We start from the raw sequence: 13,322 nt of genomic DNA, 5'->3' as shown, positions 1-13,322 counted from the left end.
GCCTTCGGCCGGGAGGTGCCCCCAGAGCAGGGGAGGCCCCAATCGAGGACCTTCGCCCGGCACGCCGAGAGCACGCACTGGGGGTCCCCCCGGCCGAAGGCTGGGGGAGCCGCGGGGCCTCCCTCCGGGAGACGACGGGAGTTTGAAGACAGGGCCTGGGAGTTCGGGCCGCGCCCACCGGCCGCACGGGCGTGGCTCACTCGTGCGCGATCGCCGCGAGCACGTTCATCCGGGACGCCCGCAACGCCGGTACGAGCGCCGCCGCCAGGCCCACCACCACCGAGCCGAGCACCACCGCGACGACCGTGCCCCACGGGATCGCCAGCTCCGTCATACCCTCCAGGGCGAGCACCTGCTGCACGGCGAGCCCCCACACCAGACCGAGACCGAGCCCCAGGACCGCGCCGAACACGGCGATCACCACCGACTCCAGGCGGATCATGCGCCGCAACTGCCGCCGCGAGAGCCCGATCGCGCGCAGCAGACCGATCTCCCGAGTGCGCTCCACCACCGACAGGGCCAGGGTGTTCACCACACCGAGCACCGCGATCACGATCGCCAGGCCGAGCAGCGCGTACACCAGATACAGCAGCACGGCCATCTGCCCGCGCACCAGCTCCTTGTAGTCGGCCTGGTCCCGCACCTGCACCTGCGGATACGGATCGAGCGCCTCGTTCAGGGCCGCGCGCAGGGTGTCGGGGTCCGTGCCGTCCGCCGCGTTCACGAACAGCACCGAGTCCTGCCCGCCCGGCACGTACCGGTCCGCGGTGGCCATGCCGACGACGAGGTTGCCCTGCGTGCCCGGAGTGCTCGGACCGCCCAGGTCGGTCAGCGCCCCGACGATCAGCCCGGCCTTCCGCTCGCCGGGGAACTCCACGGGCACCGTGTCGCCGACCCGCACCCGGTGGTCGGCCGCGAACTCCTGGTCCATGCCGATGTGTCCGGGCGCGAGCGCCTCGGCCGAACCGTTCACCGTGTACTCGATGCGGGCCACCCGATCGAGCCCCGGATCGTACGCGGCGGCCGCCGACTCCACCCGCTTCCCGTCCGGCAGCGACAGCGCCAGCGGTACGAAACGCTGCCGTACGACGAGACCCGCTCCGTCGACGTCCTGGACCCGCTCGGTGATCTCGCGGGGGAACGGGCGGAAGTTCGCCGACTGCACCATGAAGTCGGCGCCCAGGGTCCGGTCGATCTCCTTGTCGAAGGACGCCGTCATCGACGCGCTCGCCACCGAGAGCCCGCCCACCAGCGCGAGCCCCACCATCAGCGCCGCCGCGGTGGCCCCGGTGCGGCGCGGATTGCGCAGCGCGTTGCGCTGGCTCATCCGGCCCACCGAGCCGAACAGCGCCGGGAACGCCCCGCCCAGGACCCGGATCACCGGCCGCACCAGGAGCGGGCCCGCGATCACCGTCGCGACCAGGGTGAGGACCACGCCGAGGCCGAGCAGCGAGGCCGAGGTGGACGTGTCCGCGCTCACCGCACAGCCGGTCATGGCCGCCGCCCCGGCCACCGCCACCACCGCGCCGACCACGGCACGCACCGTCAACGGCCGCCCCACACCGGCGACTTCGGCATCCGCGAGTGCCGCCATCGGGGAGACCTTGGCGGCCCGCCTGGCCGGAAGATACGCGGCGACGAACGTGACGCCGACGCCCACCCCGTACGCCGCGACCGGGGTCACCGGGCCGATCACCATCTCCGTGGCGTCCAGGTTCATCCCGGCGAGCGCCATCAGCTCGATCAGGCCGAAGGCGAGCCCGATGCCGGTGGCCAGGCCGAGCGTCGAACCAACCACGCCGAGCAGCAGCGCCTCGACGAGCACGGAGCGGCGCACCTGTGCCCGGTCCGCCCCCAGGGCGCGCAGGAGGCCCAGCTCGCGGGTGCGTTGCGCGATCAGCATCGAGAAGGTGTTGACGATCAGGAACACCCCGACGAGCACGGCGACTCCGGCGAAGCCGAGCATCACGTACTTGATCACGTCGAGGAATCCGCCCAGTTGGGCCGCCGACGACTCGGCCTGCTCGTCGGCGGTCCGCAGCTCGTAGCCGCCGCCGAGCTCCGCGCCGAGCCGCTGCTTCAACGTGGCGTCGTCCACGCCGGGCCCGGCGGTCACGGACAGCGAGGTCGCCGCTTCCGGGTCGCCGAGGAGTTCCCGCTGCGCGGTCGGGGTGTCGAGGAAGACGAGGGCCGCGCCGGGGTTGGTGGTGGTGAAGGTGGCGATGCCGACGACCCGTACGTCGAAGGAGCCGGGCGGTGCGAGCACGGTCAGGGTGTCGCCGATCGCGACGTCCTTCTCGTCGGCGGTGTCCGCGTCGAGCAGCGCCTGCCCGGGTCCGCGCGGCGCGTGCCCGGAGGTCAGCTCGACCGGACTGCGGTCGCTGACGTACCAGTTGGTGGCGATGGTCGGGGCGCCGGTGGTCGGCCCCACGGGCTCTCTGCGGGCGTCCACGACCGTGATGTTCTCGACGGCCGCGTCCACCTGGACGTCCGCGACCCCGTCCACCGCCCTTACCCGCTGGGCGAGTTGGGCCGGGATCGTCGGCACGGTCCCGGACGGCACGGACTCCCCGAAGCCCTCATTCGGCCCGACCGTGACGTCCGCCGACGTGGACGCGAAGAGCCGGTCGAACGTACGGCTCACCGTGTCCGAGAAGATCAGGCTGCCCGCGACGAACGCCACGGACAGGACGACGGCGAGCGCGGAGAGCACGAGCCGGCCCTTGTGGGCGAAGAAGCTGCGCAGGGTGGCTTTGAGCACGACCGGTTCACCCCTCGCGAAACCCGGCCCCGGCCTGCGGTCCGCCGCCGCCGGGCCGGGCCTCTGATGGCGATGCGGGTGCTGGCTGCTGCCTGGCCTCTGTCGGCGATGCGGGTGCTGGCCGCTGCCCGGCCTCAGGCGACGCCCCGGCCCCTGGCTGCTGCCGGGCCTCCGATGGCGATCCGGTCCTTGGCCGAGACCCAGCCTCCGAAGGCAATCCGGTCCCCGGCCGCTGCCCGGTCTCCGGCAGCAGTGTGTCGAAGCGCTTCATCCGCTCCAGTACGGCTTCGGCGCTCGGCTCGGCCATCGTGTCCACGATGCGCCCGTCGCCGAGGAAGAGCACCAGGTCGGAGTGGGCGGCGGCGCCCGGGTCGTGGGTGACCATCACGACGGTCTGGTCGAGCCGGTCCACGGCCTCGCGCAGAAAGCCGAGCACTTCGAGCCCGGAACGCGAGTCGAGGTTGCCGGTCGGCTCGTCCGCGAAGATCAGCTCGGGCCGGGAGACGAGCGCCCGCGCGCAGGCCACCCGCTGCTGCTGGCCGCCGGAGAGCTGCGCCGGGCGGTGGCCGAGCCGGTCCCGTAGGCCGAGCGTGTCCACGACCCGCTCCACCCACGCCGGTTCCGGGCGGCGGCCCGCGATGTCCAGGGGAAGCGTGATGTTCTCGGCGGCGGTGAGCGTCGGCAGCAGATTGAACGACTGGAACATGAAGCCGATCCGGTCCCGCCGCAGCCGGGTCAGCTCCCGCTCCTTCAGGCCGGTGATCTCCGTCCCGCCCAGCCAGACGCGGCCCGCCGACACGGAGTCGAGCCCGGCCAGGCAGTGCATCAGCGTGGACTTCCCGGAGCCCGAGGGCCCCATCACGGCGGTGAACCGGCCGCGTGCGATGTCCACATCGACGGCGTCGAGGGCCCGGACCGCGGTCTCCCCGGTCCCGTACGCCTTGGTGAGGCCGCGGGCGCGGGCCGCGACGGGGCCGGGCTCCGCGTCCTGGACGGCGGCTGCGGCCGCGGCAGATCTGGACAAGGCCGCCTCCTCGGGGTCGACCGTGGGGGCCGGGGCACCGGCCAAGACCACGGTAGTCCGATGCCCGGAATGCCGGAACTCGCCCTTGCCGCTGCTAGCGCTCCGGCGCTAGCTTGGAGGGGTGGCGAAGACTCAGTTGAACGTACGCGTGGACGAGGACACCGCGAGGGCCGCCCGCGAGCGCGCCCTGGCCCGCGGGATGAGCGTGAACCGCTATATCGAGGAGCTGGTCCGCCAGGACGTCGGCGAGACCGGCCAGACCTTCGTGGACGCCGCGGCGGACTTCATGAAGCAGTACGAATCGGTGTTCGCGCAGGAGTTCGCGGTCACCGACCCCCAGAACCCGACGCGCACCGAGGGCAGCCGTTGAGCCTGCGGATCGACCTCGCCTGGCTGTTGATGATCGCCGAACAGAAGACGCCGTCCGACCCGCAGGTCGCCGACTGGGGCTCCCTGGTCGCCGCCGTCGCCCGGCACGAGGCGGAGATCTTCGGCGTGCCCGTCTACGACGACCCGCACACCCGCGCCGCCGCCCTGCTGCAGCAGCTGCTGCACATTCCCGCCCTGGAGCGGGCCAACGCGATGTTCGCCTCGGCCGTCGCGTACGCCTATCTCGTCGCCGACGGCCAGAAGGTCGTCACCTCGCCCGAGCAGGTCCGCGACCTCGCCCGCCTGGTCAAGGACGGCACGGCCGACGTGCACACGATCGCGGCCGAGCTGCGGCAGTGGAGCAACTGAGTCACGTACCGTCCGCGACCGGCCGCCGCGCGGTGCCGAGCACGCAGTACGACGAGGGCAGCTTCGGCCCCCGCTCCGGCACGAGGAACCGGCGGTACGAGGTCACCTCGAAGCCGGCGTCCCGGAGCGCGGCGAGCGGCTCGCGGCCGACGTGGCAGCCGCCGAACAGCCGTGGCCAGACCGTACGGTCGAGCCCGCGCTGCACGGCCTGCATGCCCCGGCCATCGGGTGCCCGCCCGTGCTCGAAGAACCGCAGCTCACCGCCGGGCCGCAGCACCCGGCGCAGCTCGCCGAGCGCCCGTGGCACGTCCCGCACGCTGCACAGCACGAGCGAGAGCACGGCCGCGTCGAACGCCTCGCTCTTCACCGGCAGCGCCTCGGCCGCGCCGGGCACGACGTCCACCGGCACGTCGGCCCGCAGCGCGGCCTCGACGGCGAGCCGACGCAGCACGCTCTCCGGCTCGATCGCGACGACCTCGGCGACGGTGCTCGGATAGCGCGCGAAGTTCAGCCCGTTGCCCGCGCCGATCTCGATCACGCGCCCGGAGAGCCCGGCGAGCAGCTCGTCCCGGTGCGGCCCGATGGCGGACTCGGAGATTGTGCTCTGCCAGGCGTAGAACCGGGCGAAGAGGGGGTGGTGAACGGTGTCTTTGGCGGCACGGCTCGGTAGCGACGGCATAAGGGACCTCCCGGGTCGGGGCACACTTCGCATTCTCCCCGCCCCACCCCTTCCCGTAAGCCTGCGGCGCTTCGGGGTCCGGCAGGACGTCAGGGAAGGGGCGGGGAGGGGATGAACCACCCCGGCGCCGCCGCACGGAACTGCGGGGGCGCAAGGGCCCCCGCCCCCTCCGGGATCCGCCCCAGCAACGGCGCCCCCGCCGCAACGGGAAGATCGTCGAGGTTGCACCGCTCCGCAAGGCCGGGCTCGGCAGGCCAACTGCCGATGACGACCCCCGCCTGCTCAACTCCCCGAGCCCGCAACGCCTCCCCCGTCAGTGCCGCCGCGTTCAGCGTGCCCAGACCGGCCGCCGCCACGACAAGGACCGGCGCCGCCAGCAGCCGCGCCGCGTCCGCCAGCGTGCCGCCCTCGGCGTCGAACCGTACGAGCAGACCGCCCGCGCCCTCGACGAGGACCAGGTCGTGCTCGGTGGCCAGCTTCTGCGCCGCGTCGGCGACCTCGTACGGCCGCACCGGAGGGAGCCCCGCACGGCGCGCGGCGGTGTCGGGGGCCAACGGCTCGGGGTAGCGGGCGAGTTCGAGCGCCGTCACCGGGCCCGCGAGCCGCACCACTTCGTCCGCGTCGCCCCGCTCGTCCGGCGCCACACCCGTCTGCGCGGGCTTGAGCACGGCGACCGAACGCCCCTCGGCGAGCGCGGCGGCGGCGAGCGCCGCCGTCGTCACCGTCTTGCCGATCTCGGTACCTGTGCCACTGACCAGCAGAATCGTCATCTCACGCACCCATCCCAGCTCACGCAGCCCGCGCCACAGCACCGACCGCCCGGCAGATACGGGCCACGTCCGCATCGCCGGTGATGAACGGCGGCATCGTGTAGACGAGGTCGCGGAACGGCCGCAGCCACACGCCCTCGTCGACCGCCGCCCGGGTCGCCGCGGCCATGTCCACCTCGTGGTCCAGCTGCACGACACCGATCGCGCCGAGCACCCGTACGTCCCGTACACCCGGCGTGTCCGTCAACGCGCCGAGGCCGTCCGCCAGTCCGGACTCGATCCGCTTGACCTCGGTCCGCCAGTCCTGCGCGAGCAGCAGCTCGATGGACGCGCAGGCCACCGCGGCGGCGAGCGGGTTGCCCATGAACGTCGGCCCGTGCGCGAGCACCGGCACCTCGCCGCGCGAGATTCCGTCCGCGACCCGCGCTGTGCACAGCGTCGCCGCGAGCGTCATGTAGCCGCCGGTCAGCGCCTTGCCGACGCACATCACGTCGGGCGTCACGGCCGCGTGGTCGGCGGCGAACAGTGTGCCCGTACGCCCGAAGCCGGTGGCGATCTCGTCGAAGACGAGCAGTACGCCGTGCGCGTCGCAGGCCTCGCGCAGCACCCGCAGATACGCGGGGGAGTGGAAGCGCATCCCGCCCGCGCCCTGCACCACCGGCTCCACGATCACCGCGGCCACCTCGTGCGCGTGCGCGGCGATCGTCTCCCGCAGGTGCTCCGCGTACGACTCCTCGTACGCGGCGGGCGGCGGGTCGGCGAAGATCTGCCGGGGGAGCGCGCCCGACCACAGCTCGTGCATGCCGCCCTCGGGGTCGCACACCGACATCGGCTGCCAGGTGTCCCCGTGGTAACCGCCGCGCCAGGTCAGGAGCTTGTGCTTCTCGGGACGGCCGAGCGAGCGCCAGTACTGCAGGCACATCTTGACGGCCACCTCGACCGACACGGAGCCCGAGTCGGCCAGGAAGACATGCTCAAGACCCTCGGGCGACATGTCAACAAGGTGCTTCGCGAGCCGTACGGCGGGCTCGTGCGTGAGCCCGCCGAACATCACATGGCTCATCCGGTCCAGCTGAGAGCGCGCCGCGTCGTTGAGCACCGGGTGGTTGTAGCCGTGGATGGCCGACCACCAGGACGACATGCCGTCCACCAACTCGCCGCCGCCGTCCGCGAGTCGGAGCCTGACCCCGGACGCGGACTCGACGACCAGCGGCTCCTGCCGTCCGGGCATCGGACCGTACGGGTGCCAGACGTGGCGGCGGTCGAGGTCGAGCAGTTCGTGCGTGGTGTACGTGGATCCGTGCAGGGAGGGGACAGGCTCAGGCATTGGGAGCCAGATCCGTGCCCGCTCCGCGGCGGCGCACCGCGACCAGATCCGTACGCGCCTCGTCGGCGGCGGCAGGCTCCTCCGCCGGACCGGAACCGCACGGTCCGCAGCCGCCGGAGCTCTCGCCCTCGTGGGAACCGCAGCCCGCGCCCCCGCTCTCGTGCGAACCGCAGCCCGCACCCGCGTCGGCCGCAGCGTGCGAACCGCAGCCCGATCCGCCCTCCGCTCGCCGGTGCTCGGGCAGCGTCACCTTGTCGGCGCCCTCCACCTCGAACCCGGCGTCCGCGATCATGTCCAGGTCGGCCTTGCCCGCCTGGCCCTCACTGGTCAGGTAGTCGCCCAGGAAGATCGAGTTGGCCAGGTGCAGGGCGAGCGGCTGCAGCGAGCGCAGATGCACCTCGCGCCCGCCCGCGAGCCGCACCTCGACGTCCGGGCAGACGAACCGCACCATCGCCAGGATGCGCAGCGCCCGCTGCGGCGTCAGGTTCCACTCCTTGGCGAGCGGTGTGCCCTCGAACGGGATCAGGAAGTTCACCGGCACCGAGTCCGGGTCCAACTCGCGCAGCGAGAAGACCACGTCGACCAGGTCGCCGTCGCTCTCGCCCATGCCCGCGATCAGGCCGGAGCACGCCGAGAGCCCGGCGGCCTGCGCCTGCTGCACGGTGTCCACCCGGTCCTGGTACGTGTGCGTGGTGGTGATCTCGCCGTACGTCGACTCGGAGGTGTTGAGGTTGTGGTTGTACGCGTCGGCGCCCGCGTCCCGCAGCCGGTCGGCCTGGCCCTCGGAGAGCAGACCGAGGCAGGCGCAGACCTCGACGTCCTCGTTCTGTTCCTTGATCGCCTCGATGGTCTTCCCGACCCGGTCCACGTCCCGGTCGGTGGGCCCGCGGCCGCTCGCCACCAGACAGACCCGCTTCGCGCCGCCCGCGACACCGGCGGCCGCCGCCTCGGAGGCCTGGTCGGGCTTCAGCCAGGTGTACTTGAGGATGTCGGCCTTGGAGCCGAGCCGCTGCGAGCAGTACGAGCAGTCCTCGGGGCACAGGCCGGATTTGAGGTTGACCAGATAGTTGAGCTTCACCCGCCGCCCGAACCACTGGCGGCGCACGCGGCCCGCCGCGGCCACCACGTCCAGGAGTTCGTCGTCGGAAGTCGCCAGTACGGCGAGCGCCTCTTCACGGGTCGGCAGTTCGCGCCTGAGCCCCTTGTCCACCAGCGTGTTCAGCAGGTCCATGAAGGGTGATCCTCGCTTACGCCAGGGCCCGCAGCCAAGTAGGAACCTCACAAGAGAGCGGCCACGGGGTGTGGGTATTGCCACACCCTGACCCCGCGTTACGCCGACTAGGGTCTGTTGACTGCTGACAAAGCGACCGGGACGATCAAGGCGCGCACACCGGGCGGTCCACGCCCGTGCGCCCGCCGTGCGAGGGATGGCCGATGCACCGCCAGGAGACCGACGACCGCACCGCCGCAGCCCCGACGGGCGCGCCGCACCGCGACCCCTTCGCCTGGCTCGACGACCAGGCCGAGCGCCGCCGCGCCGCCGGTCTCGTCCGCACCCTCAGGCCGCGCACGGCCGACAGCGACCTCCTGGACCTGGCGAGCAACGACTACCTCGGCCTCGCGCTGCACCAGGAGGTCACCGAGGGCGCGGCGGCCGCGGCGCACCGCTGGGGCGGCGGCGCCACCGGCTCCCGGCTCGTCACCGGCACCACGGCCCTGCACACCGAACTGGAGCGTGAACTGGCCGAGTTCTGCGGTTTTGAAGCCGCGCTCGTGCTGTCCTCCGGGTACGCCGCGAACCTCGCCGCCGTCACCGCCCTCGGCCCGCACGGCGGCCTGATCGTCTCGGACGCGGGCAACCACGCCTCGCTCATCGACGGCTGCCGGCTCGCCCGGGCCACCACGTCCGTCGTCGCGCACGCCGAGCCGGACGCGGCCCGCAAGGCGCTCGACGGCCACGAGGGTCCGGCGGTCGCGGTCACCGACGCGGTGTTCTCGGTCGACGGCGACGCCGCCCCGCTCCCCGAACTCGCCGCCGTCTGCCGCTCGTTCGGCGCCGCCCTGATCCTCGACGACGCACACGGGCTCGGCGTGCTCGGCGACGGCGGCCGGGGCTCGGCGCACGCGGCGGGGCTCGCGGGCGCGCCCGACGTGGTCGCCACGCTCACCCTGTCCAAGTCGCTCGGCAGCCAGGGCGGTGCGGTCCTCGGCCCGGCCAAGGTGATCGAGCACCTGGTCAACACGGCCCGTACGTTCATCTTCGACACCGGCCTCGCCCCGGCCGCCACGGGTGCCGCGCTCGCCGCGCTCCGCCTGATCCGCCGTGAACCCCGGCGCGCGGCCCGCGCCCGCGAGGTGGCGAGCGCCCTGCACACGCAGCTGACGGCGGCCGGTCTGACGACGGTGCGCCCGGACGCCGCGGTGGTCTCCGTGCACGCGCCCACCCCGGACGAGGCGGTCCGGTGGGCGGCGGACTGCCGCTCGGCGGGCCTGGTCGTGGGCTGCTTCCGCCCGCCGTCCGTGCCCGACGGCATCTCCCGCCTCCGCCTCACGGCCCGCGCCGACCTGACGGAGGCTCAAGTCACGGACGCGGTACGCACGATCGTGCGCACCGCGCCCGCAGGTGCCTTCAAGGGCTGATCCCTGCCCGGGACGCCTACCGTCGGACGGCGGCGAGGAAGGAGTCCCAGGCGGCGGAGGTGAACAGCAGAGCCGGACCGGATGTGCGCTTCGAGTCGCGTACGGCGAGCCGGCCGGCCAGCGGGCCCCGGCTGATCGGCGCGGTCTCCACGCAGTTGTTCATCCCGGTGCTGCGGCTGCTGCGCCGCCAACGGGCGTCGTGCGGTGCACTGTTCAACGAAGTGCTGGTGGGTACGTACCGAGGCAGAGCTGACATGGTGCCTCCTTACGTGCCATCACCGATCCCGGCGATGAATTCCAGGCTGTCATCGGGCGCAAGGGCGTGTTCTCCCAGCGAGTCGAAGGCCTCGCTGTAGGCCTGGAGGTCTTCTTTCCGTTCGAGATAGAGGCTACTCACCAAGTGGTCGAGGACAACCACGTCCAGATCGGCGATGTTCGGAAAGGAGAAGATGACGAAAGGGCCCGTCAACCCGATGTGCGCCCCGACCGTGAACGGCAGCACCTGCAGCCGTACGTGCGGCAGCTCCCGGCCCACCTCCACGAGGTGCCTCAACTGCCGTGCCATCACGCCGTATCCGCCGATGGGACGGCGAAGGACCGCCTCGTCGAGCACCGCGCTCAGCTCCAGCGGCGGGTCCCCGCGCAGCACGTCCTGGCGGGCGAGGCGGATCTCCACGAGCGTGTCCACCTGGTCCTCCGGCAGCCCGTCGAGTGAGGCGCGCGTGACCGCCCGTGCGTAGTCGGGCGTCTGCAGCAGACCGGGCACCACTGAGGTCTCGAGCGTACGAAGGCGGCAGGCCTGCGCCTCCAGGCTGATGAAATCGCGGTACGCGGGCGGCAGTAGCCCCTTGTAGGCGTGCCACCACTGCTGCCCCGCACCCCGGTCGCCGTCCGCCGCACCCGCCAACGCCTCCAGGAGCGCCCGGAGTTCGGTGTCCGCCACCTCGTACGCGTCGAGCAGCAGCCGTACGTCCGCCGGCTTCGCGCTGCTGCGGCCGGTCTCGATCCGGCTGACCTTCGACTGGTGCCAGCCCACCCGGAGCGCGGCCTGCCCGCTGGTGAGACCCGCGCGGTCGCGCAGCGCCCGCAGCTCCGAGCCGAGCTTGCGGCGCCGCACGGCAGGTCCGTACTGCATGGCCGATTCCTCTCCGGCGGCGGTGGTGGTGGTGGGCGAACTGTGCTGCAGACGCACCTCGATGCGCCAGTCTGCCGCCCAAATACGGTCTTCCGTGGCAGAGTTCACCGCTTTGAGCGACAGATATATGCATATCTTGGGGGATCGGCACGTCGGGCGGCTCCGGAGTGGCACTCTGGCGCGAAGCACCGTTCCGGGTCCGTCGGTCATCCGGTGATGCACAGGTCATCGACCGTGTGCCGGATGCCGACCCCGGTGGGAAAGGGACAGCGTCGCCATGGCAGATCACAAGGAAGCCTCCGTCACTCTGCCGAGCGATCCCGCCTCGGTCTCCAGGGCACGGAGGTACGTGACGGAGGTGCTCGCCGACTGGGGCCTGCCGGACGATACGGAGACGGCGGACACGGTCCGCCTGATCGTCTCCGAGCTGGCGACCAACGCCGTACAGCACACCCTCGGCCAGTCGCCGACCTTCACCGTCGACATCGAGCTGGATCGGGACGAGCAGCTGCGCATCGGCGTCACCGACAGCCACCCGCGCCTGCCGAAGCGGCTTCCGGCGGCGGTGCAGCAGGACAACGGGCGCGGCATGGTGATCATCCGCTGGCTCGCGATGGAGTGCGGCGGCCGGCTCTCGGTGAAGCCCACGGCGGAGGGCGGCAAGACGGTGTGGATCGCGCTGCCGTGGACGGCCCCGGTGCAGAGCTGACCCGCCGCTCCTCCTCCGCCTCCCCGCTACGTCTCCGCCTCCCCGGCTACTTCTCCGCGTCCCCGCTACTTCTCCGCGTCCCCGCGGCTGCGACCGTTCCTGCTCCCGATCACGTGCGGCAGCACGCCCCACAGCCCGGAGCACATCACGAAAGTCCCCACGGCCGAGACGATTCCGGCGGGACGGCCCGCCGCGACGTCCACGACGAGCAGCACGGACCCGGTCAGGGCGAGCGCCAGCACCGCCATGCCGATCGACGCGAGCCGCGAGGAGACCTGCACGATCTGCGGCTTGGCGTGCCGTTGGAACAGCGCGCGGTGCACGGCCGCGGGAGCCGTGAACAGCGCGGCGGCCGCGACGGCTAGCAGCAGAGTCGTCACGTACGTGCCCCGCTGCACGGAGTCGAGCGACGGGAAGCGCGGCGTGAACGCCAGGGTCAGCAGGAACGCGAAGAGGATCGCCACCCCGGTCTGCGCGACCCGCAACTCCTGAAGCAGCTCACCGAAGTTCCGGTCGGCCCGCTCGAAGGCCGTCTCGCGCCGGGCTTCGTCCCTCGCCGCCGTGTGCCTGGGAGCGTCGTTGCCGGATCCGTCGTGCCTGGATTCGTCGGCCATGACGGACGAGTATCCAGCCCGGGCGTCCTCAAGCGCCGAAGGCGAGGCGGCGGCGCCCCGGCACGCCGCCCCGGCCCTGCGCACCACCGCCCTACGGTGCCCCTAGCGGACGCGCCCGTACGACACGCTGCTGGTCCAGATCTTCTGCAGCCGCACCACGTCGCCGGTCTTGGGCGCGTGCCAGATGCGGCTCTTACCGGCGTAGATGCCGACGTGGTAGACGTTCCCGCCCGAGTGGAAGAAGACCAGGTCACCGCGTTCGCGCCGGTCGGAGGAGACACGGCGGGTGCGGTTGTACTGCTGGGCGGCGGTGCGTGGCAGCTTCTTGCCGGCCTTCTTGAAGGAGTACTGGGTCAGGCCCGAGCAGTCGAAGCGACGCGGGCCGGTGGCGCCGTAGCGGTAGGGCGAGCCCTTCTTCGCCGCCGCGACCTGGAGGGCCCGCGCCGGCGCCGAGGCGGCCTCGGCCTCGGTCACGGCTCCGGGTGCCAGGGCGGTGCCGCCCACCGCGGCGAGTGTCAGGGCAGAGGCGGTCCCGGCTCGGGTGAGCAGGGCGGGAATCCGAACGCGCGAGGTCATGCGCAACCCTTCGTCAGCCGCCTGTGAAGGATGACCTGTCGGATTCGGGCCAACGAAGAATCTGCCCGGCCGCGGCCTGCGCCGCGGCTTCACCCCAAGGGGCTTGGGGGTGTCTGGCAAACCCCGCACGGCACCCACGGCGCCCGGCACGCACTCTCGCCGCACCGGCCAAAGGCCCTAGTAGCTCCGCTACGAAGACCTTCGTCCGGCACGCCGAGAGCACGCACCGAACCCCGTGGGCACCGCACTGGATTCGCCAGACGCCCCCAGCGCCCCGTCGTGCTCGGGTCCTCCACTCCTGCCGGTCCACCGTCGTCGACCTGGCATCCGGACGGCGGCAGGATTCGGC

Annotated in this window: 14 protein-coding genes; 4 read left to right on the top strand and 10 right to left on the bottom strand. The window is 72.5% G+C overall.

Going from position 1 to position 13,322, the window contains the following annotated elements; translation table 11 throughout:
* Window positions 1-196: 196 nt before the first annotated feature.
* Both RCO28_RS28810 and RCO28_RS28805 read right to left on the bottom strand, forming a co-directional pair.
* Window positions 197-2,761 (bottom strand): ABC transporter permease, encoded by a 2,565-nt coding sequence (locus RCO28_RS28810; RefSeq protein WP_308944215.1) that lies wholly within the window; start codon window positions 2,759-2,761, stop codon window positions 197-199.
* A gap of 7 nt (window positions 2,762-2,768) precedes the next feature.
* A complete protein-coding gene (locus tag RCO28_RS28805; RefSeq protein ID WP_308944214.1) occupies window positions 2,769-3,785 on the bottom strand; it encodes an ATP-binding cassette domain-containing protein in 1,017 nt (338 codons plus the stop codon).
* Window positions 3,786-3,906: 121 nt separating this feature from the next.
* Between RCO28_RS28805 and RCO28_RS28800 the strand changes: the two genes are divergently transcribed.
* Window positions 3,907-4,155, top strand: coding sequence for an antitoxin (locus tag RCO28_RS28800; protein ID WP_308944213.1), 249 nt, complete (start codon window positions 3,907-3,909; stop codon window positions 4,153-4,155).
* Entirely contained in the window at window positions 4,152-4,523 is a 372-nt protein-coding gene (locus RCO28_RS28795) for a fic family toxin-antitoxin system, toxin component (RefSeq protein ID WP_282534213.1), read from the top strand. Before RCO28_RS28800 ends, RCO28_RS28795 begins: the two co-directional genes overlap by 4 nt.
* 1 nt (window position 4,524) lies before the next feature.
* On the opposite strand, the gene RCO28_RS28790 is transcribed toward RCO28_RS28795, so the two are convergent.
* The 4 genes from RCO28_RS28790 to bioB form a co-directional block, all read right to left on the bottom strand.
* Window positions 4,525-5,202, bottom strand: a complete 678-nt coding sequence (locus tag RCO28_RS28790; protein WP_308944212.1) for a methyltransferase domain-containing protein — start codon at window positions 5,200-5,202, stop codon at window positions 4,525-4,527.
* 89 nt (window positions 5,203-5,291) lie between these two features.
* Entirely contained in the window at window positions 5,292-5,972 is a 681-nt protein-coding gene (bioD, locus tag RCO28_RS28785; RefSeq protein WP_308944211.1) for a dethiobiotin synthase, read from the bottom strand.
* Between the two features lie 19 nt (window positions 5,973-5,991).
* On the bottom strand, window positions 5,992-7,299 hold the full coding sequence (locus RCO28_RS28780; RefSeq protein ID WP_308944210.1) for an adenosylmethionine--8-amino-7-oxononanoate transaminase: 1,308 nt from the start codon (window positions 7,297-7,299) through the stop codon (window positions 5,992-5,994).
* On the bottom strand, window positions 7,292-8,530 hold the full coding sequence (gene bioB, locus RCO28_RS28775; protein WP_308944209.1) for a biotin synthase BioB: 1,239 nt from the start codon (window positions 8,528-8,530) through the stop codon (window positions 7,292-7,294). Before bioB ends, RCO28_RS28780 begins: the two co-directional genes overlap by 8 nt.
* Window positions 8,531-8,733: 203 nt before the next feature.
* On the opposite strand from bioB, the gene RCO28_RS28770 reads away from it, so the two are divergent.
* The gene (locus tag RCO28_RS28770; protein ID WP_308944208.1) at window positions 8,734-9,939 is read left to right on the top strand and encodes an 8-amino-7-oxononanoate synthase; all 1,206 of its coding nucleotides are present in this window, start codon (window positions 8,734-8,736) and stop codon (window positions 9,937-9,939) included.
* A 16-nt stretch (window positions 9,940-9,955) separates the two neighbouring features.
* Here RCO28_RS28770 and RCO28_RS28765 read toward each other — a convergent pair whose 3' ends face one another.
* Window positions 9,956-10,195: a DUF397 domain-containing protein gene (locus tag RCO28_RS28765; protein ID WP_282534207.1), complete on the bottom strand. Its 240-nt coding sequence runs from the start codon at window positions 10,193-10,195 to the stop codon at window positions 9,956-9,958.
* A 9-nt stretch (window positions 10,196-10,204) separates the two neighbouring features.
* Window positions 10,205-11,074, bottom strand: coding sequence for a helix-turn-helix transcriptional regulator (locus RCO28_RS28760; RefSeq protein ID WP_308944207.1), 870 nt, complete (start codon window positions 11,072-11,074; stop codon window positions 10,205-10,207).
* A 277-nt stretch (window positions 11,075-11,351) separates the two neighbouring features.
* Between RCO28_RS28760 and RCO28_RS28755 the strand changes: the two genes are divergently transcribed.
* On the top strand, window positions 11,352-11,783 hold the full coding sequence (locus tag RCO28_RS28755; protein WP_308944206.1) for an ATP-binding protein: 432 nt from the start codon (window positions 11,352-11,354) through the stop codon (window positions 11,781-11,783).
* Between the two features lie 65 nt (window positions 11,784-11,848).
* On the opposite strand, the gene RCO28_RS28750 is transcribed toward RCO28_RS28755, so the two are convergent.
* On the bottom strand, window positions 11,849-12,397 hold the full coding sequence (locus tag RCO28_RS28750) for a DUF6328 family protein (RefSeq protein ID WP_308944205.1): 549 nt from the start codon (window positions 12,395-12,397) through the stop codon (window positions 11,849-11,851).
* 102 nt (window positions 12,398-12,499) lie between these two features.
* Entirely contained in the window at window positions 12,500-12,973 is a 474-nt protein-coding gene (locus tag RCO28_RS28745) for a C40 family peptidase (RefSeq protein ID WP_308944204.1), read from the bottom strand.
* Window positions 12,974-13,322 lie beyond the last annotated feature (349 nt).

Source organism: Streptomyces sp. LHD-70, assembly GCF_031157275.1.
In the GTDB taxonomy this organism is placed as follows: Bacteria; Actinomycetota; Actinomycetes; order Streptomycetales; family Streptomycetaceae; genus Streptomyces.
Note: the sequence above shows the minus strand (reverse complement) of the source record. Positions and strands in the feature narration are given on the sequence as shown.

Coding starts and splice junctions, on each gene's coding strand:
- RCO28_RS28745 (WP_308944204.1), bottom strand. CDS start 12,973: ATGACCTCGCGCGTTCGGATTCCCGCCCTGCTCACCCGAGCCGGGACC.
- RCO28_RS28765 (WP_282534207.1), bottom strand. CDS start 10,195: ATGTCAGCTCTGCCTCGGTACGTACCCACCAGCACTTCGTTGAACAGT.
- RCO28_RS28750 (WP_308944205.1), bottom strand. CDS start 12,397: ATGGCCGACGAATCCAGGCACGACGGATCCGGCAACGACGCTCCCAGG.
- bioD (WP_308944211.1), bottom strand. CDS start 5,972: ATGACGATTCTGCTGGTCAGTGGCACAGGTACCGAGATCGGCAAGACG.
- RCO28_RS28790 (WP_308944212.1), bottom strand. CDS start 5,202: ATGCCGTCGCTACCGAGCCGTGCCGCCAAAGACACCGTTCACCACCCC.
- RCO28_RS28755 (WP_308944206.1), top strand. CDS start 11,352: ATGGCAGATCACAAGGAAGCCTCCGTCACTCTGCCGAGCGATCCCGCC.
- RCO28_RS28780 (WP_308944210.1), bottom strand. CDS start 7,299: ATGCCTGAGCCTGTCCCCTCCCTGCACGGATCCACGTACACCACGCAC.
- RCO28_RS28770 (WP_308944208.1), top strand. CDS start 8,734: ATGCACCGCCAGGAGACCGACGACCGCACCGCCGCAGCCCCGACGGGC.
- RCO28_RS28760 (WP_308944207.1), bottom strand. CDS start 11,074: ATGCAGTACGGACCTGCCGTGCGGCGCCGCAAGCTCGGCTCGGAGCTG.
- bioB (WP_308944209.1), bottom strand. CDS start 8,530: ATGGACCTGCTGAACACGCTGGTGGACAAGGGGCTCAGGCGCGAACTG.